General features: G+C 60.9%; 28 protein-coding genes. 12 read left to right on the top strand and 16 right to left on the bottom strand.

The window, feature by feature from the left end:
* Nucleotides 1–2: 2 nt before the first annotated feature.
* The 4 genes from CIW50_RS18985 to CIW50_RS18970 form a co-directional block, all read right to left on the bottom strand.
* The gene (locus CIW50_RS18985) at nt 3–818 is read right to left on the bottom strand and encodes an ABC transporter permease (protein WP_149532757.1); all 816 of its coding nucleotides are present in this window, start codon (nt 816–818) and stop codon (nt 3–5) included.
* Nucleotides 818–1,729, bottom strand: coding sequence for an ABC transporter permease (locus CIW50_RS18980; protein ID WP_149532756.1), 912 nt, complete (start codon nt 1,727–1,729; stop codon nt 818–820). Before CIW50_RS18980 ends, CIW50_RS18985 begins: the two co-directional genes overlap by 1 nt.
* Complete coding sequence (locus CIW50_RS18975) at nt 1,726–2,892, bottom strand: ABC transporter ATP-binding protein (protein WP_149532755.1); 1,167 nt, start codon at nt 2,890–2,892, stop codon at nt 1,726–1,728. Before CIW50_RS18975 ends, CIW50_RS18980 begins: the two co-directional genes overlap by 4 nt.
* Nucleotides 2,893–2,957: 65 nt before the next feature.
* Entirely contained in the window at nt 2,958–5,627 is a 2,670-nt protein-coding gene (locus CIW50_RS18970; protein ID WP_149532754.1) for a sensor domain-containing protein, read from the bottom strand.
* Nucleotides 5,628–5,820: 193 nt separating this feature from the next.
* On the opposite strand from CIW50_RS18970, the gene CIW50_RS18965 reads away from it, so the two are divergent.
* A complete protein-coding gene (locus tag CIW50_RS18965) occupies nt 5,821–6,924 on the top strand; it encodes an NAD(P)/FAD-dependent oxidoreductase (protein ID WP_149532753.1) in 1,104 nt (367 codons plus the stop codon).
* Nucleotides 6,925–7,092: 168 nt separating this feature from the next.
* On the opposite strand, the gene CIW50_RS18960 is transcribed toward CIW50_RS18965, so the two are convergent.
* Entirely contained in the window at nt 7,093–7,278 is a 186-nt protein-coding gene (locus CIW50_RS18960) for a YdcH family protein (protein ID WP_149532752.1), read from the bottom strand.
* 249 nt (nt 7,279–7,527) lie between these two features.
* Between CIW50_RS18960 and CIW50_RS18955 the strand changes: the two genes are divergently transcribed.
* The 5 genes from CIW50_RS18955 (at nt 7,528) to CIW50_RS18930 (ending at nt 10,742) form a co-directional block, all read left to right on the top strand.
* Complete coding sequence (locus tag CIW50_RS18955; RefSeq protein WP_068728782.1) at nt 7,528–7,734, top strand: YdcH family protein; 207 nt, start codon at nt 7,528–7,530, stop codon at nt 7,732–7,734.
* Between the two features lie 631 nt (nt 7,735–8,365).
* A complete protein-coding gene (locus CIW50_RS18950) occupies nt 8,366–8,617 on the top strand; it encodes a hypothetical protein (protein ID WP_149532751.1) in 252 nt (83 codons plus the stop codon).
* Nucleotides 8,618–8,971: 354 nt separating this feature from the next.
* On the top strand, nt 8,972–9,151 hold the full coding sequence (locus CIW50_RS18940; RefSeq protein ID WP_149532750.1) for a hypothetical protein: 180 nt from the start codon (nt 8,972–8,974) through the stop codon (nt 9,149–9,151).
* Nucleotides 9,148–9,636, top strand: a complete 489-nt coding sequence (gene purE / locus CIW50_RS18935) for a 5-(carboxyamino)imidazole ribonucleotide mutase (protein WP_149532749.1) — start codon at nt 9,148–9,150, stop codon at nt 9,634–9,636. Before CIW50_RS18940 ends, purE begins: the two co-directional genes overlap by 4 nt.
* 8 nt (nt 9,637–9,644) lie before the next feature.
* Complete coding sequence (locus CIW50_RS18930; protein WP_283808850.1) at nt 9,645–10,742, top strand: 5-(carboxyamino)imidazole ribonucleotide synthase; 1,098 nt, start codon at nt 9,645–9,647, stop codon at nt 10,740–10,742.
* A 26-nt stretch (nt 10,743–10,768) separates the two neighbouring features.
* Here the strand turns inward: CIW50_RS18930 and aqpZ are convergent, their stop codons facing one another.
* Nucleotides 10,769–11,491, bottom strand: a complete 723-nt coding sequence (aqpZ, locus tag CIW50_RS18925) for an aquaporin Z (protein WP_149532747.1) — start codon at nt 11,489–11,491, stop codon at nt 10,769–10,771.
* Between the two features lie 282 nt (nt 11,492–11,773).
* On the opposite strand from aqpZ, the gene rpsU reads away from it, so the two are divergent.
* Together rpsU and CIW50_RS18915 are read left to right on the top strand one after the other, a co-directional pair.
* On the top strand, nt 11,774–12,070 hold the full coding sequence (gene rpsU, locus CIW50_RS18920) for a 30S ribosomal protein S21 (protein WP_149532746.1): 297 nt from the start codon (nt 11,774–11,776) through the stop codon (nt 12,068–12,070).
* Between the two features lie 170 nt (nt 12,071–12,240).
* Nucleotides 12,241–12,897, top strand: coding sequence for a tetratricopeptide repeat protein (locus tag CIW50_RS18915; RefSeq protein ID WP_149532745.1), 657 nt, complete (start codon nt 12,241–12,243; stop codon nt 12,895–12,897).
* A 14-nt stretch (nt 12,898–12,911) separates the two neighbouring features.
* Here the strand turns inward: CIW50_RS18915 and CIW50_RS18910 are convergent, their stop codons facing one another.
* From CIW50_RS18910 to CIW50_RS18900, 3 genes are all read right to left on the bottom strand, one after another.
* A complete protein-coding gene (locus CIW50_RS18910; RefSeq protein WP_349636746.1) occupies nt 12,912–13,751 on the bottom strand; it encodes a hypothetical protein in 840 nt (279 codons plus the stop codon).
* 164 nt (nt 13,752–13,915) lie between these two features.
* On the bottom strand, nt 13,916–14,203 hold the full coding sequence (locus CIW50_RS18905) for a cupin domain-containing protein (protein ID WP_149532744.1): 288 nt from the start codon (nt 14,201–14,203) through the stop codon (nt 13,916–13,918).
* A gap of 18 nt (nt 14,204–14,221) precedes the next feature.
* A complete protein-coding gene (locus CIW50_RS18900; RefSeq protein ID WP_149532743.1) occupies nt 14,222–15,310 on the bottom strand; it encodes a calcium:cation antiporter in 1,089 nt (362 codons plus the stop codon).
* A gap of 173 nt (nt 15,311–15,483) precedes the next feature.
* Here CIW50_RS18900 and CIW50_RS18895 point away from each other — a divergent pair, with 173 nt between their 5' ends.
* Nucleotides 15,484–15,864 (top strand): VOC family protein, encoded by a 381-nt coding sequence (locus tag CIW50_RS18895; RefSeq protein ID WP_149532742.1) that lies wholly within the window; start codon nt 15,484–15,486, stop codon nt 15,862–15,864.
* Nucleotides 15,865–15,940: 76 nt separating this feature from the next.
* Here CIW50_RS18895 and CIW50_RS18890 read toward each other — a convergent pair whose 3' ends face one another.
* The 7 genes from CIW50_RS18890 to CIW50_RS18860 form a co-directional block, all read right to left on the bottom strand.
* Entirely contained in the window at nt 15,941–17,347 is a 1,407-nt protein-coding gene (locus CIW50_RS18890) for an NAD(P)(+) transhydrogenase (Re/Si-specific) subunit beta (protein WP_149532741.1), read from the bottom strand.
* Nucleotides 17,348–17,357: 10 nt separating this feature from the next.
* Complete coding sequence (locus CIW50_RS18885) at nt 17,358–17,672, bottom strand: proton-translocating transhydrogenase family protein (RefSeq protein ID WP_149532740.1); 315 nt, start codon at nt 17,670–17,672, stop codon at nt 17,358–17,360.
* An 11-nt stretch (nt 17,673–17,683) separates the two neighbouring features.
* A complete protein-coding gene (locus CIW50_RS18880) occupies nt 17,684–18,814 on the bottom strand; it encodes a Re/Si-specific NAD(P)(+) transhydrogenase subunit alpha (RefSeq protein WP_149532739.1) in 1,131 nt (376 codons plus the stop codon).
* An 82-nt stretch (nt 18,815–18,896) separates the two neighbouring features.
* Nucleotides 18,897–19,049 (bottom strand): aa3-type cytochrome c oxidase subunit IV, encoded by a 153-nt coding sequence (locus tag CIW50_RS18875; RefSeq protein ID WP_092145749.1) that lies wholly within the window; start codon nt 19,047–19,049, stop codon nt 18,897–18,899.
* Between the two features lie 172 nt (nt 19,050–19,221).
* Entirely contained in the window at nt 19,222–21,132 is a 1,911-nt protein-coding gene (locus CIW50_RS18870; protein WP_149532738.1) for a M3 family oligoendopeptidase, read from the bottom strand.
* Between the two features lie 25 nt (nt 21,133–21,157).
* Nucleotides 21,158–21,595, bottom strand: coding sequence for a hypothetical protein (locus CIW50_RS18865; RefSeq protein WP_149532737.1), 438 nt, complete (start codon nt 21,593–21,595; stop codon nt 21,158–21,160).
* Nucleotides 21,592–21,921, bottom strand: coding sequence for a helix-turn-helix domain-containing protein (locus CIW50_RS18860; protein ID WP_149532736.1), 330 nt, complete (start codon nt 21,919–21,921; stop codon nt 21,592–21,594). The genes CIW50_RS18865 and CIW50_RS18860 overlap by 4 nt, the downstream gene beginning before the upstream one ends.
* A 121-nt stretch (nt 21,922–22,042) precedes the next feature.
* Here CIW50_RS18860 and CIW50_RS18855 point away from each other — a divergent pair, with 121 nt between their 5' ends.
* From CIW50_RS18855 to CIW50_RS18845, 3 genes are all read left to right on the top strand, one after another.
* Complete coding sequence (locus CIW50_RS18855) at nt 22,043–22,384, top strand: hypothetical protein (protein WP_149532735.1); 342 nt, start codon at nt 22,043–22,045, stop codon at nt 22,382–22,384.
* 138 nt (nt 22,385–22,522) lie between these two features.
* A complete protein-coding gene (locus tag CIW50_RS18850) occupies nt 22,523–23,173 on the top strand; it encodes a TerC family protein (protein WP_149532734.1) in 651 nt (216 codons plus the stop codon).
* Between the two features lie 62 nt (nt 23,174–23,235).
* On the top strand, nt 23,236–24,738 hold the full coding sequence (locus CIW50_RS18845; protein ID WP_149532733.1) for a sigma-54-dependent transcriptional regulator: 1,503 nt from the start codon (nt 23,236–23,238) through the stop codon (nt 24,736–24,738).
* Nucleotides 24,739–25,048: the final 310 nt, after the last annotated feature.

The following is a 25,048-nucleotide window of genomic DNA, read 5'->3' as shown; positions in this document are numbered from 1 at the left end:
CCTTACAGCGGCGCGGCGCTTTCGCCGCGGGCGCTCGACAGTTTCGACACCAGCGAGGCCAGCACGATCACGACGGCGATGAAACCGACGATCAGCGTACAGATGGCGTTGATCTCCGGCTTCACGCCGAGGCGCACCTCCGAATAAATCCTGATCGGCAGCGTTGCCGAGCCCGGCCCGGTCGTAAAACTCGCGATGACGAGATCGTCCAGCGAGAGCGTGAAGGCCAGCATCCAACCGGCGGCAATGGCCGGCCAAATCAGCGGCAACGTAACGGCCATAAATGCGCGGAGCGGATCGCGGCCGAGATCCATCGCCGCTTCCTCGAGACTGCGATCGATCCCCGCGAGGCGCGACTGCACCACGACAGTGACGAAGCACATGGTGAGTGTCGTGTGTGCAATGGTCACCGTGACAAGGCCGCGCCCGGCATCAAGCGCCACGAACAGTAGCAACAGCGACAGTCCGGTAATCACCTCGGGCATCACCAGCGGCGCGTAAAGCATCCCGGACATCAGCGTGCGGCCGCGGAAGCCTGCGCCGCGCGTCAAAGCGATAGCCGCCAACGTGCCGAGAACCGTTGCCAGCGTCGCGGACACGACACCTACGCGAAGGCTCATCCAGGCGGCGTCGAGCATCGCGCGGTCATTGAAGAATTCCGTATACCAGCGTGTCGACCAACCACCCCAAACCGTCACCAGCCGCGAGGCGTTGAACGAATAGATCACGAGAATGACGATCGGCAGATAGAGAAACGCCAGGCCAAGCACCAGCGACGTGATGTTAAAGCGCGACAAACGAAGTGGATGCACGGACATCAGCGCGCCTCCAACTGCCTGCGCTGCAGCCGGTCGTAGACCAGCAACGGGATCAACAGCAGCCCGAGCAACACGATGGCAGTGGCAGAGGCGACCGGCCAATCCTTGTTCGTGAAGAACTCGAGCCACAGCGTCTGGCCGATCATCAACGAATTCGACCCGGCGAGCAGATCGGGAGTGACGAATTCGCCCATGATCGGAATGAAGCACAGCAACGCACCGGCGCCGACGCCGCGCAGGGACAACGGAACTGTCACCAGCCAGAATGCGTCGATGCGCGAGACGCCGAGATCGGCCGCGGCCTCGATCAGCGAAGGGTCCTGCTTCGCCAGCGTGGCATAGAGCGGCAGGATCATGAAAGGCAGATAGGAATAGACGATGCCAAGATACATCGCACTGTCGGTGGACAGCCACACGACTGGCTTCGATACGACGTGCAACGCAAGAAGGACCTTATTGAGCAAGCCATCATGCTGCAGGATGTTGATCCAGGCATAGATGCGGATCAGGAACGAGGTCCAGAACGGCACTATGACCAGCATCATCGCGATGCCCTGCCAGCGTCGCGGCAGACGCGCCATACCATAGGCGATGGGATAACCGACCGCGAGCAGGATCAGGGTCGATACGACGGCGACGAGGACGCTGCGCAGATAGGATGCGAGATAGAGATTGTCCGAAACGAGCAGCCGGAAATTATCCAGCGACAGCGCGGCAAACGAGGCCTTCAGTCCATCGATCCCCTCGGACAGTCCGAACACCGGCAGATAAGGCGGCTGCGCAATCGCTGTCTGCGACAGACTGATCTTCAGCACGAAGCCAAACGGCACCAGAAAGAACAGCACCATCCAGACATAAGGCGGGATCGCAGCAAGCCGCGCCGGCGCCGTGAAGATGCGACGCGCGCTCATTGAACCAGCACCACGCAATCATCGGGAGCAAACCATGCCGCGACGCGCTCCCCTATCGAATAGGCATCGACATCGAGCCGCGCGGTATTGGCGAGAGCGACCCGCAATGTGGCTCCACGGTCGAGCTTCACCTTGTAGAGCGAGCGACCGCCGAGATAGCCGACGTCGGAGATGACCCCCTCAAGGCTGTTCATGGCGCCGCTGTTGACGAGGTCCGTCGCCGGCCCTCGCCGCGACAACCGTATCTTCTCCGGGCGGATCGCAACGCAGATGACGGCATCGCCGACAGGCTGTCGCGGCTCGATCGCAAACAGGGTTCCGACATCGCGGCCTGCAATGGTCAGTCGATGACTGTCCCGGTGCGTGATACCACCCTCGACGATGTTGACGTCGCCAACGAACTCCGCGACCCAGCGCGATGCGGGCGCCTCATACAGTTGCCGCGGCGTGGCTACCTGTTGCAGGCGGCCGCTATTCATGACGCCAATCCGGTCGGCCATGGTCATCGCCTCCTCCTGATCGTGGGTGACGATCACGAAGGTGGTGCCGAGCTGGCGCTGCAGCGCCATCAGTTCGACCTGGGTTTCCTCACGCAGTTTCTTGTCGAGAGCTGCCAGCGGCTCATCGAGCAGCAACAGTTGCGGATGCCGCGCCAGCGCCCGGGCGAGCGCCACGCGTTGTTTCTGGCCGCCCGATAATTGATCCGGTCGGCGTTTCTCCAGTCCCTGGAGCTTGACCAGCGCCACCATCTCGGCAACCCGCGTATCGATGCCGAGACGCGTCAAGCCAGCGCTCTTGAGACCGAAACCGATATTGTCGCGCACGTTGAGATGCGGAAACAGCGCGTAGTTCTGAAACATCATGTTGACGGGCCGCTGATGCGGCAAGACCGCGGCGATATCCTCGCCGTTCAACTCGATCTTGCCTGTGTCCGGCGCTTCGAAACCAGCCAGCATGCGCAGTAACGTGGTCTTGCCACAGCCGCTCGGGCCAAGCAGCGCGAAGAATTCACCGGCCTTGATGTCCAAAGAGAGATCATTCACTGCGCTATGCGCGCCGAATACCTTGGTGACGCCGTTTATCCGCAGCAAGGGCGTGGGATAAGCGATGACCGGCGCATCGCTGGCCGCCGGATCCGCGACTGTCGCAGTGAGATTCGTCATAACCGCAAGCTAGCCGCGGAACGCCGCGGGCTCAACAGCATCAGCACTTCGCAACGGTCTGTCGCTCAACCGACCATGCGTGCCGCGGGCGTAGCGGCGGCAATCCGTCCGACCAGCGCAGCATATTGCGCAATCGGGGCAGGACGCCCGATGAAGTAACCTTGTACGCCGTCGCAGCCTTCGCTGGCGAGGAAGCAGAGTTGCTCGTGGGTCTCGACGCCTTCCGCAACGATCGCGACGTCGAGGCCATGGCCAAGCCCGATGACCGCGCGCACGATGGCGGCGGACTGCGGATTGAGCCCCAGATTGATCACGAAAGCGCGGTCAATCTTGATCTTGTCAAACGGGAATGCTTGCAGATAGGTCAGCGAGGAATAGCCGGAGCCAAAGTCGTCCATCGAGATGCGCACACCGAGTGCCTTCAACCGCCGCAGCAACGCTACGCCACGATCGAAATCCTCGATCAGCACGCCCTCGGTGATTTCCAGCTCAAGGCGACCGGGCTGTAGGCCGGTTTCGAGCAGGATCGAATGCACGAGGCCGACGAGATCGCCGTGCATGAACTGCGCGGGCGACAGGTTGACCGCGATCTGCAGCGGTACCGGCCACGATGCGGCCTCAAGGCAGGCCTGGCGCAGGATCCACTCACCCATCTCGACGATCAGGCCACTTTCTTCGGCCAGCGGAATGAAGTCTCCGGGCGGCACGAAACCGCGCGTCGGATGAATCCACCGCGCCAACGCCTCGAAGCCCGTAATGTCGGCATCGACGACGGTCTGGCCAGCGCGTGCCTGGGGCTGGTAGTGCAGCGACAATTCGCCATTGCGGATCGCGGCCGAGAGGTCCTGATGCAGCACGCGGCGATCGCGCAGTTGCTGGTCCATTTGCGGCTCGAAGATGCTGATCGAACCGCGCGACTGCGACTTCGCACGGAACAGCGCCGCGCCGGAATTCGCCAGCAACGCGGCCGGGTCATGGCCGTCGCGCGGGAACAGCGAGATGCCCGTGGTGACGCCTGTACGCACCGATTTGCCGTCGATCGGGAATTCCTCCGCAAGGGCCGCGGAGATCCGCTCTGCGATCAACAGCCCGGCCGCAGGCTGCGCGCCGTCGATGATCACGCCGAACTCGTCACCGCCGAGCCGCGCCACAACTCCGCCGCCCACGGCTGCATCGACACGACGCGACACTTCGATCAGCAGCTTGTCACCGATGGCGTGACCGAAGACATCGTTGACCTCCTTCAGGCCGTCGAGATCGATCGACAGCACTGCGAATTCCTCGGAGGTCTCGCCGCAGGCATCAATCATCTGTGACAGAGCCTGCAAGAAGGCCGGGCGGTTCGGCAGATCGGTCAGGCCGTCGTGATAGGCCATATGCGCCATCCGCGCCTCGGTCTGGCGGCGGTCGGTGACATCCTCATGGGTCTTGATTAGATATTGCGGCTCGCCTGCTTCATCGAGCACGGTGACCCGCCGGGTCAGGAAAAGCCGCAATCCGTCGCGCGTGCTGATCGGATGCTCTTCTGCAATTGGCGTTCGGCTCTTGATAGCTGCCTGATCCCGGCTCACGATCAGCTTTGCTTCTTCCGGACGAAGCATCTCGGGGACAGTCAAGCCGATCGCGTCTTCACGCTTGCGACCCAGAATCACTTCTGCGCCGCGATTGGCGAACAGATAGCGGCCGGTGTTGATTTGCTGCACCATCAGCGAAACAGGAATATTGTCTAGCACCGTTTCGAGGAACTTCTTGGTGCTTTCCAGTTCCTTGGACAGCGACTTCCGGTCAGTCACATCCTCGAACAACGCAATGAGGAAGGCAGGTTCGTTGCGCTCGTTGAAGGCAATCACACGATTGCTATCCAGCGTGCGGATATCCGAGCCGCGCTCGACGTTGAATTCGCGGCGGCACTGGCCGTGTGTCTCCACTGCCAGGGCATCGGCTTCGGCAATCGCTTTCGCAGACTGTGGGGAGAATATCTGATCCGGTCGTTTGCCGACGATCTGATCGCGCGAAAGCCGAGAGAAGGTTTCGAAAGCCCGGTTGGCGAAGATATAGCGGCCATCGTCAATGGTCTTAGCCGCAACGCAGATCGGGACGTGATCAAGCACAGATTCGAGGAACTGCTTGGTGGTCGCAAGCTCGCGCTGCAGGAAACGCTGCTCGGTGCAGTCCTCATGAATGCCAATGGCGCCGCCATTGGGAAGCCGGCTGAACTTGACGTGAACGGATTGCCCACCGGGCATTTCGGCAATGTACTCGCCCGCGGCAACAGTCTGCTCGTAGAAGCTCTGGGTGGCCAGATCGAGCTTGCCACGCTGGCGGCGTAATTCACGCAATCCTGGACCGGTAATATCCTTGGTGATGTCGGCGCGCGTGAGGTCGTAGATCTCAAGATAGCGATCATTGCAAAACACGACCCGCTTCTGGTCGTCGAGCATCACGATGCCTTGGCCGAGATGATTGAGGGCAGAACCGACAAACGCATTGCGACGCTGCTGCTCGCGACGCACATTGCGCAGCGCCGAAGCGACCCACAGCACTATGGCGGCAAGAAATGCCAGCGTGACAAACCCACCGATGAGAATCTGCCAGATCATTTGTGGGTCGAGTTCACTGATATAATGAACCGCCGGAGATTCGGCACGGGCCCCGGTAATGCTGCCGACAAGGCAAACGACCGCGATGACGGACACTGCCGCCTTGCTGTCTGATCGCCCGATCTTGCCAGTCATTACACACCCGCGTATTCGCAGGGCGAGTGTTTGGTTACAGGTATGTGGATCAGGTAAATGTGTAGCGTCGCGACCGCGGAATGCCGCGAAAATTAGTGGTAATTGGCTGTGATGCTTAATGTTTTACTAAAGCACCAGATGCGCAAGGTCGGCCCGCGGCAGATGACCCGCGCAACAAACTATCGGACAGGACATGGACAAGGTTGAATGCGTGGTGGTGGGCGCCGGCGTCGTGGGACTTGCGATCGCCCGGCGACTGGCGGAAGCGGGACGCGAGGTCATCGTACTGGAGGCTGCAGACGCGATTGGTACCGTGACTTCGTCGCGTAACAGCGAGGTCATCCATGCCGGCATCTATTATCCTGCCGGCAGCCTGATGGCGCGGTTCTGCGTCGCCGGAAAACAGGCTCTCTATGATTATTGCCGGGATCGCGGCATTCCACATCGCAACTCCGGGAAACTGATCGTCGCCACACGTCAGGAGGAGATGGCCAAACTGGCGGCGATCAAAGCGCATGCCGAAGCTAATGGCGTCGCTGATCTCGAGCAATTATCCGGGACAGAAGCACGGGCACTTGAGCCGGCGCTGGCTTGCGAAGCCGCACTGTTGTCGCCCTCCACCGGAATCGTCGACAGCCACAGCTATATGTTGGCGCTGCGCGGTGAAGCGGAAGCCGCCGGCGCGGCCTTCGCATTCCTCGCACCGCTGGAACGTGGTCGGGTTACAGCCAACGGTTTCGAAGTGGATGTCGGCGGCGAAGCTCCGATGACACTAGCCTGCGACATGCTGATCAATTCGGCCGGCCTGTCCGCAACCGCGATCGCACGCATGCTTGACGGCATGCCGCTCGACCTTATACCGCCCGCCTATCTGGCCAAAGGTTGCTACTTCAGCTGCAATGCGAAAGCACCGTTCTCGCGGCTGATCTATCCTGTGCCGGAACCGGGCGGCCTCGGTGTGCATCTCACACTCGATCTGGCCGGCCAGGCGCGTTTCGGCCCTGATGTCGAGTGGGTGGATCACATCGACTACACAGTCGATCCGGCACGTGGAGAGAGATTCTATCCGGCCATCAGGCGCTACTGGCCCAGTCTGCCGGACGGTGCATTGACGCCGAGCTATTCCGGAATGCGGCCGAAGATCGTACCGCCCGCAGTCGCGGTGCAGGACTTCATGATCCAAGGCGCCCAGACTCATGGCGTGCCGGGCCTCATCAACCTGTTCGGCATCGAGTCCCCAGGGCTGACATCATCCCTGGCCATCGCGGACTACGTAGCCGAAATGGCGGGACACTGAATGCGAAGGTTGCAGGCGAAGCGACCCAGGCCAACCGAATAACTGGATGCTTCGTCGCAAACCTATCGTGCGATCAGCGCAAGACACCATCGCACCTGCGTGAAAGCAGCGACGTAAACGCGATGTTGATGCTGTGATTTATCGTTCGCTAATCAGTGCAGCCGCTGATCAGTGCAGCGTGTCGCTGGTACCGTTTTTGAGACGCTGGATTTCGTCCCTGACCATCAGTTTTCGACGTTTAAGTTCGACGATGCGAAGATCGTCGGTAGACAGGTGCACGAGCGCGTCGTGCAATTCGCTTTCGAGAACCTTGTGCTTGCGTTCCAGTTCGACGAGATGCGCCTGTAGTGCCATTCGAAAACTCCTCGGTAGGATTGAACCTCAGGATTCGTTCGGTTGGACGGTGAATTCTACATGACAGTGGACATCTGTCGATGGGTCTTGAAAAGTGTATTTTGGATTTCGGGTATTGTGCAAAACGAATCGTGACCTGATTGCGCCGCAAAAACCCGGAACCGGACGGCTTGCGCGGCACGTCTGCACCGGCGATAGTCATGTGAGAAATTCCTCGCAAATGATTTGCGAATCCAGTCAGTTAGAAACATGAACGACGACGAAGATCGCGAACTTCCGTTAGAACTCGCTAGATTGCAGCAGGAACATCGCGACCTCGACGCCGCTATCGATGCCCTGCAACATTCACCCGCACCCGATCTGTTGCGGCTGCAGCGGTTGAAAAAGCGCAAGCTTCAGCTGAAGGATCGGATTTCCTTCATCGAAGATCAGATCACTCCCGATATTATTGCCTGAGACAACGCGTCACACCGTGGCTGTGAGTTAAAACGGCCATGGCCGCGAACTCAACGCGCGATGATCTAATGGATCGGCTTGCTTTGCCTTGCAGTGACTGGAGCAGGCTGGGCGTTGAACTGGCCCATCATCAAAATCCTGCTTCGCGACGGCCGCCGTTTTTTCGCGCGGCACCGCAGGCAAGGCAGCCGGACTTAATCCTGGCCAGCATCGCATTGTGACGTGGTCAAATTTTGCCCGTGCCGCTGCGCATCGTTCCACGCCTGTTGTTTGCATCATTCACTAACGTCTTTGCCTTGATAGACTGACCGGCCGTTGCATTGAAGACGCAGACAATCAGCGAAGGTGCGCTGGTCATGTGCAAGACGCCGATCATTCGCCTCTGACCCTCTGTATATGGCACCGCTGCTGCACTTCTTATGGTTATGGGCCTTGCAGGGCTTGCCGTTTTGCTCGACCAGTACGGCTTTACGCCTAACGCTTATGGTGGGCGGCGATACTCGCGCTGCATAAGCCGGCCGCGCCGGATCTAGAGGACGCGACGGAAGATCGCTAATAGGCGCTCTCGTCTTGACAAAAAGAACAAAATAAGAACAAACTTGTACGGGATCAATCGACTCGCGAGCGCGTTATGGCCGACATCACCTATTACGTCGCACTGCCCTTCTTGCAGGATGACTCCGGTTCGCTAGCGGCTGGTGCTGCCGAGGAGTGCCAGAGCGCGTCCGGCGCCATTCGCCGCGCCGAACTATTGTCACGCGTGCCGGGCTCGATCGGCGCACTGGCCTTCAGCCGCACCGGCGATCCGATGACCGGCGAGTTCGGCGACGCCCAGGTGATCCGCGCCTTCGGCGAAGTGCCAAGCGACCTCAGCGCATTGTAAAGGCGCCAAGGCCGACGATCGACTAGCTACACTTCCGCACATTGCGCGGTCTTGCGCTGGCCGCGTGACCGAAGGCGTCGTTGATCGGCTTGAGGCGGTCGACATCGAGCACAATCGGTGCACCCGTTCGCTATGGCGGGCGAGGAAGGCCACGGCGCGGATCAGCTCGCGGGCTAAGCCACGGCGGTTGAGAATGTCGAGCAGGACATCGGTTCCCGCCGAAGCACGCAATTCGGCAACCTTCGCCTGCACCTCTGTAAGTTACGCCTCCGCCGCCGGATCGTCAGCGCGACCGCCGGCGCGCGGCTTTTCGGCAGCGACGCCAGCGCCCTGGAACCCCGAAATGCCGGCTTCATGGAACGTTTGACCGACTTTGCAGCAGGCGTTCGGGTTTTCTTTTGCATGGGATTTGTTACAAGGCTTGCCAGTCTTCACCAAGACGAGATCACCTTTGCCACCCTCCTTGCCACGCAAGGGGACGACATTGTATTTCCAGCCTATCTTTCTGGATTCGCGAAAGAAAATACGGAATGACCGCGCCCGTCGCCATTATTATGGGAAGCCAATCGGACTGGGAAACCATGCGCCATGCCGCCGAAACGCTGGCTGCACTCGGCGTATCCCATGAGGCCTGCATCGTCTCGGCCCACCGTACGCCGGACCGGCTGTTCGCATTCGCCAAGGGCGCCAAGGCAGCGGGCTTCCAGATCATCATCGCCGGTGCCGGCGGCGCTGCGCATTTGCCCGGCATGGCCGCGGCATTGACGGAGCTCCCGGTGTTCGGCGTGCCCGTGGAATCCAAGGCGCTGTCCGGCGTCGACTCGCTTTATTCGATCGTACAGATGCCGGGCGGGGTGCCTGTCGGGACGCTGGCCATTGGCAAGCCCGGCGCGATCAACGCGGCACTGCTCGCGGCGAGCGTGCTGGCGCTGCACGACACGGCATTGGCAACAAAGCTCGCTGCCTGGCGTAAGGCGCAGACCGATGCCGTGGCTGAAAAGCCGGAAGGTGCGGCGTGAGCGCTGTAGTGACGAAGGCTCTCAAGCCCGGCGACACGATCGGCATTCTTGGTGGCGGCCAGCTCGGTCGCATGTTGGCGATGTCCGCAGCACGCCTCGGCCTCCGCTGTCAGGTTTTTTCACCGGATCCGGATTCGCCGGCTTTCGACGTGGTGCAGAACGCGACCTGCGCGGAATATGCCGATGTCGAGGCGCTCGAACTGTTCGCCAGTGATTGCGACGTCATCACCTACGAATTCGAGAACGTGCCTGCCGCCACCGCGATGATCCTTAACGCGCGGCGCCCGGTTCTGCCTGCGCAGACAATCCTGCAGACCACGCAGGATCGTCTGGCCGAGAAGGATTTTGTGACGTCGCTGGGCATCGGCACGGCCGGTTACGCAGGTGTCGCGAATGCCGGCGAGCTGCGCGCTGCAATCAAGACCATCGGCCTGCCCGCTGTCATCAAGACGCGGCGCTTCGGCTATGATGGCAAGGGCCAGGCGATCATCCGGGAGGGTGACGATCTCGATCAGGTCTGGAATGATCTCGGTACCAACTCCGCGATTCTCGAAGCCTTCGTCCCGTTCGAACGCGAGGTCTCGGTCATCGCTGCACGCGGCGCCGACGGCCATGTCGAATGTTTCGACGTCACCGAAAACGAGCATCGCGATCACATCCTGAAATTCTCCTATGCGCCCGCGCGCATCTCCGACGCGCTTGCTGCGAAGGCACGCGAGATCGCCGAGAAGATCGGCACTGCGCTGGGCTATATCGGCGTCTTTGCCGTCGAACTGTTTGTCGTGCCGGGCCAAAAGGACGCAATTGACGGCGCGACGCTGGTCGTCAATGAAATCGCGCCACGCGTGCATAATTCCGGCCACTGGACGCTCGATGGCGCCTCGGTATCGCAGTTCGAACAACACATCCGCGCCATCGCGGGCTGGCCGCTGGCCAAAGCCGTGCGCCATGGTCAGGTCACCATGACCAACCTGATTGGCGACGACATTCTCGACTATGGCAAGTGGCTCACCGTCCCAGGCGCCACCGTACATCTCTACGGCAAGGGCGCGCCAAAGCCCGGCCGCAAGATGGGACATGTGGTTGAGGTGAAGCCGGCGACGTAACGACGCCGGCTTCATCGCCTCATTCGTCAGGTGGTCGCCTTACCTTCCACTACACCAGTCGGCTCGTCACTCAGCCAGCGATAGATCGCGCCGCCAAGAACACCGCCAACCAGCGGCGCCACCCAGAACATCCACAGCTGCTGCAGTGCCCAGCCGCCAACAAACAATGCCGGTCCGGTGCTGCGCGCCGGATTCACCGACGTATTGGTAACTGGAATGCTGACGAGGTGGATCATCACCAGCGCAAGCCCGATCGCCAGCGGCGCGAAGCCCGCTGGCGCCTTGCCGTGGGTGGATCCCATGATGATGAACAGGAACATCATGGTCATCACTACTTCCATGATGAAGCCTGCCACCATGCTGTATTTGCCGGGCGAATGATCGCCGTAGCCGTTCGAAGCAAAACCCTTGGCCAAGTCGAAACCGGCAGCGCCGCTGGCGATGACATACAACAAGGCCGCAGCCGCCACAGCGCCGATCACCTGCGCAATAACGTAAGGGAGAATCTGGCCGGCGGGGAACCGTCCGCCCGCTGCAAGCCCTACGGTGACCGCAGGATTAAGATGGCAGCCCGAAATGTGGCCGATGGCATAGGCCATGGTTACGACGCTGAGGCCGAAGGCCAGCGAGACGCCGACGAGACCGATACCCACCTGCGGAAATGCCGCCGCGATCACGGCGCTGCCGCAACCCGCAAATGTGAGCCAAAAGGTGCCGATCAGCTCGGCCGCGTATTTTTTCCCGTTCATGATGCTCTCCGGTCGTAATCGGCGTCCCGGCTGAGTCGCCGCGGGAATTATGCTTCCGTGCTCCAATACCTGTCGAGACAGGGAACCTGCCCTATCCCCACCCGATGAAATTCGGAAAAACACGTTATTTTCTCGGCCCAGGAGGTTAAAATGGCAACGCCGCAAGGTGGACATTTGCCATTTCATCTGGTACATCGGCGCCCTTGAGGTTAAGGGCATGGCCTTTGTCGGCCCTTCACTTTACCGAAATTCAAATCCGACCAATTGAAAAGAGGATGCCGCGTGCAGGTTCTCGTTCGCGATAATAATGTCGATCAGGCTCTCAAGGCGCTGAAGAAGAAGATGCAGCGCGAGGGTATTTTCCGCGAGATGAAGCTCCGCGGTCACTACGAGAAGCCCTCTGAGAAGAAGGCTCGCGAGAAGGCTGAGGCTGTGCGTCGCGCACGCAAGCTGGCTCGCAAGAAGCTGCAGCGTGAAGGCCTGCTGCCGATGAAGCCGAAGCCGGTGTTCGGCGCGGGTCCTGGCGCTGAGCGTGGCGGCCGTCCCGGCGCAGGCGCTGCTCCGCGCGCACCGCGCTAAAAGCGATTACTCATACGAGTTCCATAACGCGGGCCAAAAGCCCGCGTTATTTTTTTGCGCAATCGCTTTTTGCGCGGGCTATCCACCGCACGCGGCATTTTTTGACCGGATGCATTTCACTCAATGTCGCGCTACCAATGGTCACCGGTCGCTGCGTGAGATTTGCCTGCATGGAATTCACGGTCCGCAAGTCCCCGTCCCGTTTCGGCGCCCACGGCCTTACCGCGGTGGCCCTTGTTGCGGGGAGTCTGTGCGGCGGCTGCTCGTTCAACCTGTCATCACTCACGCCGGGGTCCGACAGGGACGAACCGAAGACAACGGCCGTGGTGCCGCCGTCGCCCGCGAATACCGGCAAGACCAATCCGCAGGATGCGCAGATCCACGCTGCACGCGCGCAGGCCCTCGCACAGTCTGGCAAACCGGACGACGCGCTGCTGGCCTATAATCAGGCACTCGACCTCGATCCACACAGCGCGCAGACCTTTTACCAGCGCGGCATGCTCTATCAGTCCGAGAAGAAGTACGAATTCGCCATCGCGGATTTTACGTCAGCCAATGGCCTGACGCCGCAGCAGGCCGATCCCCTGCTCGGCCGTGCGCAATGCTATCTCGCACTTGGCAAGAACCAGGAAGCCGCGGCGGACCTCGACGAGGCATCGCAGGTGGCACCGGGCAATGCACAGGTCTGGCTGACCCGCGGCGCGACCTATGAGAAGCTTGGTGACAGGACCAAGGCTGCGGACTCCTACAGCCGTGCTGTCGCGCTACGCCCGAGGGACGATACGGCACGCAACGGCCTCGCCCGAACAGGTGGACGCGCAGGTTAGCGCACTGTTTTGAATTACCGCTCGAACGGGTGCGGGATCACCGAATTGAACACTGACTTCGCCGCAGACAGCACGTCTTCGGCCACATTGGTGCGCTCGGGTCGCGGCGTTGCAGCAGCATTCGCCTGCAGATCCATGGGCTGCGCTGCGGGGATTTCACCGGGCGGACGCATGTGCCGCGCCTCGGAACGCTCAGACTGCGGCGAAGACATAGGATCGAACTTCTCGACGCTTGGTGTCGCCACCATGATCGGCGGAGGCAACTGCTGCATCGACGGAGGGGCAACAGTCCGTGCGGCGTCCTGTACGCGCGGCGCCTCTGGCGCACGTGGGGTCTCAGGCGTACGGGCAGCTTCCTGGGGACGCGGCTCGCTGCGGTTCAGACGCTCAATGGCGGCACGGGCAAGATCGTTGGCATCGCGGCGTTCATCGGCACTGGCATTCGCCACCGGTGCAGTCCCCACGGTGGCAAGCACGGGCGCAGGCGCGGCTGGAGTCGGCGCAGGTTTGGCGATGGCCTTCTCCCGCAATGCCGGCTGATGGCGGCGCGGCTCAGGTGCGCTGGCGGTCTCAGGCTTTTCAATGCTGGCCTTCTCGACCACCGGCCTGTCGCCGACCTTGGCCGGGGCAGATTCGGGCAAATTGGCGAGGTCGGCAGAGTTCTCGGAGGGCTTCGCCGTCGCTGCCTTGGTGTCAGACTTCGGCTCCGCAGGCGTCGATGCAACAGCCGCAGCGGGCCGATCCGGGTTCGCCTTCGGGATGATGTAGTGATTGACGATATAGGCACCCACGATCGTTGCCAGAATTGATGGCAAGATATCGATGGTGAACTTAGAGAGATATTTCTGCAGCATGGACCGGCCTCTTCCCCGACCTGCTTCATGCTGGGAATTTGAGGCTGATTCAGGGATCAATCGCGACGGATCGAAGGCAAAGTTCCAACCCGTCGCATTGAATTGTTTCAGGCGATCCTCAGCCGGCTACACAATGAACCGGCAACCGCTGGAGGCCGATAAGGTTAAGCTTTCTTAACCTCGACCTCGAGAAACACGATTTCCTTGTCGGTTTCATTCAGCACGTCATGCTCGACGCCTGCCTTACGGAAATAGGACTTGCCGGTCGTGATCGGCGCCTGCGAGCGGGTGCCGTCCGGCGCAACGATTGTCATCACGCTCGTGGTGATCGGAACGATCACATAGTCCATGCCGTGGGTGTGGTGACCAGTCGCCGCGCCAGGCGCGAGACGCCATTCGGTGACGCGAACTTCGGGCGTGTCCTGCTGAACGTCGGATTGGGCAGCGAACATTTTGATTTCCTCTGGTCGTTACGGTGCGAATACCGTCAAGAGGAATACAGCAAAGACTAACATGTGCACCATCCCGAACAGGATGTTTGTCACGCCTGTGGCGAAGGTCAGCATGCTGATGGCGAATGTCATGATCAGCAGCACCATTTCACTTTGCGGCAGGCCGAGCAGCAACGGTTTGCCCAGCAGATAGGCGGCGAGCGCAACGGCGGGGATGGTGAGGCTGATCGTCGCCAGCGCGGAGCCAAGCGACAAGTTGATGCTCTTCTGCAACTTGTTGTGACGCGCCGCAGAGATCGCGGCAACGCTTTCGGGCAACAGCACCAGCAGCGCCACGACAATACCGGTAAAGGCCGGCGGCGCGCCGATCGCGGCGCCGCCGGCATCGACAACCACGGAGAATGATTTCGCCAACAGAACCACCGCGACCAGCGAGACCACGAGAAGCACACCGTTCATCGTGATCGAATGCGCCGGTGGGTGGCCGTCATCATCTTCCGCACCATCGTTGATGAAGTAATCCCGATGCAGCACCGTCTGCGTGTAGAGGAACAGGCCGTAGAGGATCATGGTCACGACGCTGACGAAGGCGAGCTGCAGGGCGGAGTATAATGGCCCGGGTGTCGTCAGTGTGTAATTCGGCAGGATCAACGTGATGGTCGACAACACGATCAGCACACTGAGATAGACCTTGGCGCCACTGACCTGGAATTCCTGCTCGGTGTAGCGCAAGCCGCCGGCCAGGATACAGAGACCGACAAGGCCGTTGCAGACGATCATAACGACAGCGAATACCGTATCCCGCGCTAGCGTCGGAGCAGACTTGTCGCCGATCATGATCGTAGCAATCACCGCCACTTCGATGATGATGACCGACAGCGTCAACAGCAGCGTGCCATAGGGCTCACCGATCTTGTGGGCGATCACCTCGGCATGATGGACTGCGGCGAAGACCGTGCCGAACAGGATCACCAGCAGGACCGCGGCGAACATCAGTCCGGACACGGACGGCGTGAAGCTCAGGCTGAGCGCAGTTGTCGCTGCAACAAACGCAACAGCGAGCGCCGGGAAAATCCAGGACGATTTGGGCACGGGCTGTACTGACATCTGATCGGCGTCCTGCGGTGTGAAGGGACTCAAGGCGAGGCTACATAGAACCAATGCGTAGCCGCGCTATCGGTTGCGCAGATGCGTGATGCCGCCTCGCCAAGCGGCGGATGATGCGTATAATTGCGTATCACCCGAAGGTGAGATTGCAAGAAAGTGGGAGAGGAAGCGAGATGTTTTCACATGTTATGATCGGCACCAACGACTTGGACGCCGCGAAAAATTTCTATGACAAGCTGCTCGGCACGCTGAGCGTCCAACCCGCCGTGGTCGACCGTCACCGGATCTTCTATCGCACCAAAACCGGTACTTTCTCGGTGTCCAAGCCGATCGACGGCAATTTCGCCACGCCGGCCAATGGCGGTACGATCGGCTTCAATGCCAAATCCACCGAAGAAGTCGATGCCTGGCACGCGATGGGTGTCGCCAATGGCGCCACCACCTGTGAGGATCCCCCGGGCGTACGCGACATGGGCGGCATGAAGCTCTATCTCGCTTATCTGCGCGACCCCGTCGGTAACAAGCTTTGCGCGATGCATCGGATGGCGTCTTAAGGAGCGTCCAGGCCACCCAGCAATAAAAATGCCCGGCGCATCGCCGGGCATTTTTCGTTTCAGGTTCCAGGATCTCTCACATCGCCTTGACGATATTCTCGGTGACCTTCTTCGCGTCACCCAGCAGCATCATGGTGTTATCGCGATAGAACAACGGGTTGTCGATGCCGGCATAGCCGGAGGCTAGCGAGCGCTTGATGAACATCACGGTGCCGGCCTTCCACACCTGCAGCACCGGCATGCCATAGATCGGCGAGGTCTTGTCGTCTTCCGCCGCCGGATTCGTGACGTCATTCGCGCCGATCACGAAGGCGATGTCGGCCTGCGCGAATTCCGAATTGATGTCCTCGAGTTCGAACACCTCATCGTAAGGCACGTTGGCTTCCGCCAGCAGCACGTTCATGTGGCCGGGCATACGACCAGCGACCGGATGAATGGCATATTTCACCTCGACGCCTTCCTTCTTCAGCGTATCGGCCATTTCGCGCAGCGCATGCTGTGCCTGCGCCACCGCCATGCCGTAGCCGGGCACGATGATGACCTTTTGCGCGTTCTTCAAAATAAAAGCTGCGTCGTCGGCCGAACCGAGCTTGACCGGGCGCACTTCGCCGCCGGCGCCACCACCGGCTGCCGCGGTCTCGCCTCCAAAGCCGCCGAGGATGACCGAGATGAACGAACGATTCATCGCGTGGCACATGATGTAGGACAGGATTGCACCGGACGAGCCGACCAGCGCACCAGTGATGATCAGCGCCGAGTTGCCCAGCGTGAAGCCGATACCGGCGGCGGCCCAACCCGAATACGAATTCAGCATCGAGATCACAACCGGCATGTCGGCACCGCCGATCGGAATGATCAGCAAGGCGCCTAGCACCAGCGCGAGGATGGTGATCATCCAGAAGTCGACCGCGCTACCGGAATGCACCAGGCCATAGATGAAGAACACCAGCGCCAGTGCGAGCACGATGTTAATGATGTGACGCGCCGGCAGAATGATCGGAGAGCCGCTCATGCGGCCCGAGAGTTTGGCGAAGGCAATGACGGAGCCCGTGAAGGTCAGCGCGCCGATGGCGACACCGAGCGACATTTCGACGAGGCTCGCGCCCACGATCTTCTTGGTCACCGGATCGAGAATGCCGAAGGCTTCCGGCGCATAGAACGCGCCGGCGGCGACCAGCACCGCGGCCATACCGACCAGCGAGTGGAAGGCGGCGACCAGTTCGGGCATCGAGGTCATCGGCACGCGCTTGGCGATAACAGCGCCGATGCCGCCACCGATGGCGATGCCAAGGATCACCAGGATCCAGCCAAGCGCATCGGCCGGCGGATGCGCGGCGAGCGTGGTACCCACGGCGATGACCATGCCGGCCATGCCGAGGAAATTGCCCTGCCGGCTGGATGCCGGGCTGGACAGCCCGCGCAGCGACAGGATGAAGAGGATGCCCGCGACGAGATAGAGCAGTGCGGCGAGATTGGCGTTCATCGGGCTGCCCTTACTTCTTTTTCTTCTGGTACATCGCAAGCATGCGCTGCGTGACTAGGAAGCCGCCGAAAATATTGACGCATGCAAAAATCAGCGCGACGAAGCCGAAGCCGCGCGCCAAGGCGCCGCCACTGCCGACCATGCCGACGCCGACCGCAAGCAGTGCGCCGACCACGATCACCGAAGAGATCGCATTGGTCACCGACATCAGCGGCGTATGCAGCGCGGGGGTCACCGACCACACCACGAAGTAACCCACGAAAACCGCGAGCACGAAGATCGAAAGCTGAAAGACGAACGGGCTGACCAGCGAGGCATGATCCATGGTGGTGCTCCTTACGCGGTCTTCGGCTGGAAATTCGGATGAATGACGGCGCCGTCCTTGGTCAAAGCCGTCGCCTTGACCAGTTCGTCGTCCCAATTCACCGCGAGCGCCTTGGTCTCTTTGTTGACCAGCGTTTCGATGAACGAGAACAGATTGCGCGCATAGAGGCTCGATGCCGAGGCGGCGACGCGACCGGCGACATTGGTATAGCCAACGATCTTGATGCCGTTGACGTCAGCAACTTCGCCAGGCTTGGCGCCTTCGACATTGCCACCGCGTTCGACAGCGAGATCGATCAGCACCGAACCGGGCTTCATCGACGCGACCATCTCGGCGGTGACCAGACGCGGCGCAGGCCGGCCCGGGATCAGCGCGGTGGTGATAATGATGTCCTGCTTCTTGATGTGCTCGGCAGTAAGCGCGGCCTGCTTGACCTGATATTCCTTGGACATTTCCTTGGCGTAGCCGCCGGCGGTCTGCGCGTTCTTGAACTCGTCGTCTTCCACGGCCAGGAATTTCGCGCCGAGGCTTTCGACCTGCTCTTTCGTAGCCGGCCGCACGTCGGTCGCGGTAACGACCGCACCGAGGCGGCGCGCGGTCGCGATCGCCTGCAGCCCGGCGACGCCGACACCCATCACGAACACCTTGGCAGCCGGGATGGTGCCCGCCGCGGTCATCATCATCGGGAAGGCGCGACCGAAGCTCTCGGCGGCTTCGATCACGGCGCGGTAGCCGGCGAGATTGGCCTGCGACGACAGCACGTCCATCACCTGCGCGCGGGTGATGCGCGGCATCAGCTCCATCGCAAAGGCTGACACGCCGGCATCGGCCATCGCCTTCAGCGCCGCGTCGTTGCCATAGGGGTCCATGATCGCGATCACCAGCGCACCGCGCTTGTAACCGGCGAGTTCGGACACCTCGGGACGCTTCACCTTGATGACGATGTCGGCGTCCTTCACCGCATCGGCAGCGATGGTCGCGCCGACAGCGGTGTATTCCGAATCCGGCAGGCCGGACTTGATGCCGGCGCCGGGCTCGATGGCGACATCGACGCCGAGCGCCTTAAACTTCTTCACCGTGTCGGGCGAGATCGCCACGCGCGGTTCAGACGGATCGATTTCCTTGGCAACGGCAATTTTCATGGGGCCTCCGGCGGCGCAAGGCACGCGCGTGAGCAAATAGGACAGGACGCCAACCGAGCCGGGCGGCGCAATCAGCGATAGATCAGGTGAGGAAGATGCCCATCAGGGCCACGATAGCGACGACGCCGATGGTGCCCCACTTCACCAGCATGAGAAAGCCCTCATAGGTTTGCTCATGGGCCGGATAATCGTTGCCATCGGCCGTGGTGTAAGCGACTTCGCTGTGATCGGACATCAGGGTCTCCCGCCTCGCATTTCGTATGTTGCCACGGAATTAGCGCAATTGGATATGGAGAGCAACGGTTCGTGGCATACCACGGCAATCTTTGCATACCGCAGTGCGTCAGGCCGGTGGATGACTGCACTTGCCTAATTTTTCGCCCTATCGAATTGAAGCGAGGGGGCGCCTACCCCATCGCCTCCAATTCATCGATCATCCCCGAGATGACCGACAGGCCGCCATCCCAGAAGGTCGGATCTTTGGCATCCAGTCCGAACGGCTTCAGCAGTTCGGAATAGTGCTTGGTTCCACCGGCGGCGAGCATCGCGAGGTAGCGTTCCGCGAAACCTTCCTGGGCGTTCTCGTAGACAGCGTAAAGCGAGTTCACGAGGCAATCGCCGAAGGCATAGGCATAGACGTAGAACGGCGAATGGATGAAGTGCGGGATGTACATCCAGAAGTTCTCGTAACCCGGCTTGATCTCGATCGCCGGCCCGAGGCTTTCTGTCTGCACGCTGAGCCAAAGTTCGCCGAGCCGTTGCGCGGTGAGTTCGCCGTGACGACGCTCGGTGTGAACAGCGCGCTCGAATGAATAGAACGCGATCTGCCGCACCACCGTGTTGATCATGTCCTCGACCTTGCCCGCGAGCAATGCCTGGCGCTGCTTGGCACTCTTGGTCTGCGACAGCAGCCGCTTGAAGGTCAGCATTTCACCGAACACGCTGGCGGTTTCGGCCAGCGTCAGCGGTGTCGGCGCCATCAGCGCACCGTTGCGGGCAGCGAGCACCTGATGCACGCCGTGGCCGAGTTCGTGGGCGAGCGTCATCACGTCGCGTGGCTTGCCCTGATAGTTCATCAGCACATAGGGGTGCGCCGACGGCGTGGTCGGATGCGAGAAGGCGCCGGGCGCCTTGCCCGGGCGCACCGGCGCATCGATCCAGCGATCGGTGAAGAAGCGCTTGGCAATATTGGCCATGTCGGGTGAAAACGCGCCATAGGCGGTCAGCACCATGTCCTGCGCATCCGACCATGGAATCGTGCCGGTCGGTGCGAATGGTAGCGGCGCGTTGCGATCCCAATGGGCGAGCTTCTTTTTGCCGAACCAGCGCGCCTTCAACTGATAATAGCGATGCGACAGCCGCGGATAGGCAGCGCGCACTGACGACACCAGTGCATCGACCACTTCGCGCTCAACGCGGTTATTGAGATGGCGGGAATCCGCAATGTCCTGGAAACCGCGCCAGCGGTCGGAGATTTCCTTGTCCTTGGCCAGCGTGTTGGTGATCAGTGCAAAGGTACGCTCATTGGCCTTGAAGGTCTTCGCCAGCGCCTGCCCGGCCGCCTTGCGCTTGGCCGGCGCGCGGTCCTGCAGCATGGTCAACGTTGGCTCGATCGCCAGCTCCTTGCCACCGAGCTTAAAGCGAAGCCCCGCGATAGTCTGGTCGAACAGCCGGTTGAAGGCGCCATAACCCGTCTGGGACTTCTCGTGAAACAGCTGCTCGACGCGGTCTTCGAGCTGGTAGGGCTTGTCCTTGCGGCTGTCTTCGATCCACGGCCGGTAGTGGCCAAGCTCGGGCGCCTGCATCGCCTGCTCGATCACAGCGTCATCGATACGGTTGAGCTCGAGACCGAAGAACAGCAGATGCACCGACGCTGCAGTGATGCGCTCGGACACGTCACCGTAGAATTTCGAAATCGCGGGATCGACGCTGTCGCCGGCATGGACGAGGCCGGCATAGGAACCGAGCCGGCCGGCAAGATCGTCGATCGCCTCATAACGGCGAACAGCTTCCGCGAGCCACACACCGCCGCCGGGTCGGGCCGTCTCTTCCGCGAGCTTGCCCTTGTAATCCGCTTCGAAGACCGCGCATTCGGCATCGATCTTGTCCAGATCCCTGGCAATCTCCGGCGCATCAATCGCCGTATAGAGATCCGCGAGATTCCATTCCGGCAGCTTGCCCCCCGGCGATTTGGCCGATGATTTCGACGCCACCTTGCGCGCCGCCTTTTTGGCGGGGGCGGATTTGCGCGAAACAGTTTTGCGGGAAGCGGGCTTTCGAGAAGGCTTGGCGGTCCGGGCAATCGCAGATTTCGTCATGAATACTTTCGGTTGGATGCAGTCGTCACACGAAAGCAGCGAGCTGCGGAGCGAAATGGACAAGCAGTTCTTCGCCCTCGATCATCAAGGGTTCGATCTCGTCATGAATCGTATGACGAATCGTACACCACACCATGACAATCCGTGCGACAAGCCACCATCGCGTCCCGCGCAGCGCAGTGCGGGCGTGCGCCGCCACCAGCGGCAGGCTACCATGCTCGAACAGCAGCCGCCCGGTGCCGTCTTCCAGAATGTAACGACCATCCACTCGCGAGATGCACAACGTGCAAGCTCGCTCCGGCAGCGGTCCCAGCAGATAGAGCTGCGCATCACCGTTCTCGGTGATGCCGGTCTCCCATTCCTCGCCGCGACGTCCGATATTGATTGTGTCGGCAAGCGTAGCGAGCTCGGTCTCGCTCCACGCGCCCTGCAGCGGCTTACGCCGGAATGCGACGACGTTCATTTGGATGCTCCGAACAGCAGCCGGTGCAATTCCGGCTCGTAATAGACCAGCAAATATTTGGCGAAGGCCGCCGGTTCGAGACCGAGCTGGATAGCCCAGGCTTCCATGGTCTCGGTCGGCACCCGGCTGAAGCCGTTCTCAACCTGCGAAATGAACGTGTAATATTTGAGACCGAGCCGGGCCGCGAGATCGACCTGCGACAGGCCAGCGTCCGCGCGGCGCGCCTTCAGCCAGTCCCCCGCCTGTTTCCGCAATTGCCGGGCTTCCGGCACTGGCTTTCCCTGCCGCCGCTCCACAGAAACATCTTGATCTTGACCAAGTTTCATTTTTACGAAACTATCCATTTCAAATTTCTCAAGCTGACGACTTTACCGTAGCACAACCAACCGCCTGCAGGAACGTCGCCAGCGCTCAAGACGGCACGGGACGGAACAGCAAGAGACGATCATGGCGTTCACGGGTCGAAGCTTCATCGCCCGCAAATATGCGCCCCCTGCCCCTCACCGGGTCAAGGAGCTGTTTGCCGCAAGCCTGCTGCTGGCTTTGACCGCCGCACTGGCCTTGCGCGCATTTGTCTCGCTCGACGCGCTGGCGCCGATGGTCGCCACCCTGCTATTCGCATTTGCAGCATTGATGGCCGGGGGCGCGCTGATTCCGCGGAACTTCGCGCGACGCGCGACCTGGTTCGATATCGCCGGCGTCCTGACCTTCATCGGGGTCGGCATCACCATTCTCATCGAGCCCGACCAGATGGTTCGGCTCGTCACCCTCTCGGATCAACCCGAGTAACGGATCGGATCAATCGCGGGATCAAACCCGCATGCTTTTGCAAAGCACGACTTTTAACAAGCACGTCCTGGCCCGGGCCCCTCTGGCAGTTCACCCGAACTGTGATGTCGGACTGGACGTTCATACGGAGTGGCCCACATGACAGAATTCTTCACCGCTGAAGCTATGACTGCACTTTTCCAGGTCGTGATGATCGACCTGGTTCTCGCCGGCGACAATGCCATCGTGATCGGCCTTGCGGCCGCCGGCCTTCCCAAGGAACAGCGCGGCAAGGCCATCCTGATCGGTATCGTCGCCGCCACCATTCTGCGCATCGGCTTCGCCAGCATCACCGTTCAACTGCTGCAGATTATCGGCCTGCTTCTGGCTGGCGGCGTCCTGCTGCTATGGGTGTGCTGGAAGATGTGGCGCGAATTGCGCGCCGGACATGAGCACGATCTCGACGAACTCGAAAAGCTCAATGCCGACGGCTCGTCTACCGGCCCGCGCAAAACGCTGGGTCAGGCGATCTGGCAGATCACCGTCGCTGACGTCTCCATGTCGCTGGACAATGTGCTCGCGGTTGCCGGCGCCGCGCGCGAGCATCCGAGCATCCTCGTGTTTGGTCTCGTGCTGTCGATCGCACTGATGGGTCTCGCCGCCTCCTTCATCGCCAAACTGCTGCAAAAGCACCGCTGGATCGCCTATGTCGGTCTCGCCATCATTCTCTATGTGGCGGGTGACATGATCTATCGCGGTGCCCGCGAAGTCTGGCCCTATGCGACGGCATACCTCGCCCCGGTGTTATGAAAGCATTAAGGCTTTGATCGCCATGGTGGCTCAAATCGGGACACACCCGCTTTGGAGTTGCCATGGCCGAACGAATCCTCATCGCAGATGACGACGCCGTCCAGCGCCGCCTCCTCGAAAACATGGTGCAACGCTGCGGCTATGAGGCCATCACCGTCGAGAGCGGCGATGCCGCCGTGGCCCGGCTGACCGACCCAGACGCGCCTGCCATCGATGCTCTGGTCCTCGACCTGATGATGCCCGGCCTCGACGGCATGGGCGTGCTCGACAAGATCCGCGATAACGGCCTCAGCATCCCCGTCATCGTCCAGACCGCCCATGGCGGTATCGAGAATGTTGTGTCCGCCATGCGTGCCGGCGCACATGATTTCGTCGTCAAACCTGTCGGCGTCGAACGTCTGCAGGTGAGCCTGCGCAATGCGCTCAATACCAGCGCGTTGAAAGGCGAATTGCAGCGCATCAGGCACAGCCGCGAAGGCAAGCTCACTTTTGCCGACATCGTCACACGCAATGCCGGCATGGACGCCGTGCTACGCACTGCACGCAAGGCGGCGACATCTACGATCCCCGTGCTGATCGAAGGCGAGTCCGGTGTCGGCAAGGAATTGATCGCGCGCGCCATCCACGGCTCGGGCGAACGCAGCAGCAAGCCGTTCGTGGCCGTGAATTGCGGCGCTATTCCCGACAACCTCGTGGAGTCGATCCTGTTCGGCCACGAGAAGGGCGCCTTTACCGGCGCCACCGACCGACACCTCGGCAAGTTTGTCGAGGCTCACGGCGGCACGCTGTTTCTCGACGAAGTCGGCGAGCTGCCGCTATCGGCACAAGTAAAGCTGCTGCGCGCGCTTCAGGAAGGTTCGGTCGAGGCCGTTGGCGGGCGCAAGCCGGTCAAGGTCGACGTCCGCATCATTTCGGCCACCAACCGCAAGCTGCTCGATCTCGTCAAAGCCGGGCAATTCCGCGAAGACCTGTTCTATCGCCTGCATGTGCTGCCGCTCACGGTGCCGCCGCTCCGGGCGCGCCGCGAGGACATTCCGTATCTGCTGCGACATTTCCTGGCGCGTTTCTGCGCCGAGGAGAACAAACCGATTACCAGCATCGCTGGCGACGCCATGACGATGCTCACACAGCTCGACTGGCCGGGCAATATCAGGCAGCTGGAAAATGCCGTCTACCGCGCCGTGGTGATGAGCGAAGGCGATCAACTCGGACTGGTCGACTTCCCGCAAACGACCGCGCACGCCCCATCGATCGTGGCATCGGTGGCCGCGCCGCTGATTGTAGAACCCGTCTTCCACACGATGGCGCCGACCATGGTACCGGGCATCGACGCAGCCCCGATATCACCAGCCGCCGGAAGCCTGTCCATGCTGACAGCCGAGAACGAGGTAAGGGCACTGGAAGAGCTCGAATCCGAGATCATCCGTTTTGCCATTGCGCACTATCGCGGCCAGATGTCGGAAGTCGCACGGCGCCTCAAAATCGGCCGGTCGACGCTCTACCGCAAGCTCGATGAGGCAGCGGAGAAAGATTCATCGATTGCGGATTCCGCACCGTCGAACTGAACTTCTCGCCTCCCACGCGATTGAACATGTTGTTGCGATCGCTATGGAACTTGAACCGTTGCGGTCTGGTGACACACAAAGTCAAAAGCATCGGTGAAACCTCGGTATGCGTTGCAAACCGGCGAGGTTGAGGTCAGTTTGTTGTGACTTGTCCGACAAGCGCTAGCGCTTGTGCCGGGCGCGTGTATCGTCTGCACAGGAAGCGCTCTGAATCGGAGCGCGCAGGCAAAACAGCGCGACTGCTTCAACCGAAGCTGATGATGTCAGACTAGAACTGTTCCATGCCGGAACAGCTCACCTAACGAGGTGC

Source organism: Tardiphaga sp. P9-11, assembly GCF_008329525.1.
Taxonomy (GTDB): domain Bacteria; phylum Pseudomonadota; class Alphaproteobacteria; order Rhizobiales; family Xanthobacteraceae; genus Tardiphaga.
This window is presented reverse-complemented; position numbering and strand designations above follow the sequence as displayed.